At 38.8% G+C, this 1,760-nt stretch carries 1 protein-coding gene and 1 pseudogene; one reads left to right on the plus strand and one right to left on the minus strand.

Going from position 1 to position 1,760, the window contains the following annotated elements; all coding sequences use genetic code 11:
• Positions 1–421: 421 nt before the first annotated feature.
• On the plus strand, positions 422–1,549 hold the full coding sequence (locus PX484_RS20060) for a class I SAM-dependent methyltransferase (RefSeq protein WP_287764633.1): 1,128 nt from the start codon (positions 422–424) through the stop codon (positions 1,547–1,549).
• Between the two features lie 45 nt (positions 1,550–1,594).
• Here PX484_RS20060 and PX484_RS20065 read toward each other — a convergent pair.
• Positions 1,595–1,760 (minus strand): annotated as a pseudogene (locus tag PX484_RS20065) (ferredoxin:protochlorophyllide reductase (ATP-dependent) subunit B); the annotation flags it as partial.

Below are 1,760 nucleotides of genomic sequence, written 5' to 3' on the forward strand. Positions count from 1 at the left end.
CAAACCCCCGCGCATTAGTTTTTCGGTGGGATGCTTACACGCAGCTGCTGATACGTCTGTAATAATTTAAGAGTCACTGATAATTGCTGATTGTCGGTATTTTTGCAAATGTTAGATGCACCCTTCCTAATTCCCACTTCCTAATTCCCACTTCCCATTTCATAATTCCTAATTCCCACTTCCCATTTCAGGTTCTTCGGTTTGTCTTATGCAACGTACAGGGTTATAAGGAATGAAACTCTTATAGAGAAAGACATTTGGCGATTTTTGTTAATTGTTTTCGATCTAGAGCGAACTAATCAATGAAATCTCTTGCCAGATAAGGATTTAGTCCATTTATGCCACCCTATCGAACCATACTAAGTAACGAAGAACCCCATTTCATAATTCATAATTCATAATTCATAATTCCCTGATCAAGATGAATTTAGAAGCAATCATCCTAGAGGAAATTAAACAATCAGTAGCGGGTCGAATTAGCTTCGAGCGCTGGATGGATTTAGCTCTCTATCACCCCGATTATGGCTATTACACCTCTGGAAAAGTAAAAATTGGCTCAAAAGGAGATTTTTTTACTTCCTCGTCCCTAGGGGCAGATTTTGGTGAATTGTTGGCAGAGCAATTTGTCGAGATGGCGGAATTTTTGGGCAATTCGCGAGGATTTACTTTAGTGGAAGTGGGAGCAGGTTCGGGAATTTTAGCGAAGGATATCCTTGATTATTTAAGTGATAGCTATGCTGATTTTTATCAAAATCTCAGTTATATAATTGTCGAACAATCTCAGAAACTCAGGGAAAGACAACGGGCAACTTTAGCGGGATATTCCCCAGTATCTTGGCGAAGTTGGCCAGATTTAGCCGATAATTCCCTTGTGGGTTGTGTGTTTAGTAATGAGTTAATCGATGCTTTTCCTGTCCATCGAGTTGTGATTGAGTCGGGAGAATTACGAGAAATTTATCTAGGATTGGGGGAACCTTTTCAGGAGATTATCGCAGATTTATCTACTGACAGAATCAAAGATTATTTTGATTTAGTGGGGATAAATATTCCTTCCCCACTTTATCCGGAGGGTTATCAAACCGAGGTAAACTTATTAGCTTTAGACTGGTTAGAAACGGTTAATCGGAAACTCGATCGAGGTTATATCTTAACCATAGATTACGGTTACACTGCCGAAAAATATTATCATCCCCAAAGAAGTCAAGGAACCCTACAATGTTATCGACAACATCAGCGTCATGATCATCCTTATTTGTGGGTGGGAGAACAAGATATTACCACTCATGTGGATTTTACTGCTTTACAACGTCAAGGGGATAAATTAGGCTTAAAAAATCTCGGTTTTACTCAGCAAGGATTATTTTTAATGGCTTTGGGATTAGGAGATAGATTAAATGAACTTTCTCAAGGAAAAATCGATATATTAACTATATTTCAGCGTCGAGATTCCCTACATCAATTAATCAATCCCACCGGTTTAGGAGGATTTGGAGTGTTAATTCAGGGGAAAGGAGTAGAGGAAAGAATACTTCAGGGATTAAGCAAATAACTAAAAAAAGGGCTGAATGCTGTTAACTTTCAGCCCCAAAAATAATTAAGCTCCTACAGATTCTTTAGCCGCATACATTACCTCTAAAGTTATTTCACCAATACCTCGCTCCCGGGCAAATTTTTCGGTATTTCGTTTGACTTTCCCGCGCACAAAACCAGGTATTTTCTGCAATTCTACCGTAGCTTCCTTATTCCAATTTAGGTCAGAA

Origin of the sequence: Microcystis sp. M49636_WE2, from assembly GCF_030065375.1 — a bacterium.
Taxonomy (GTDB): domain Bacteria; phylum Cyanobacteriota; class Cyanobacteriia; order Cyanobacteriales; family Microcystaceae; genus Microcystis; species Microcystis aeruginosa_C.

Coding starts and splice junctions, on each gene's coding strand:
- PX484_RS20060 (WP_287764633.1), top strand. CDS start 422: ATGAATTTAGAAGCAATCATCCTAGAGGAAATTAAACAATCAGTAGCG.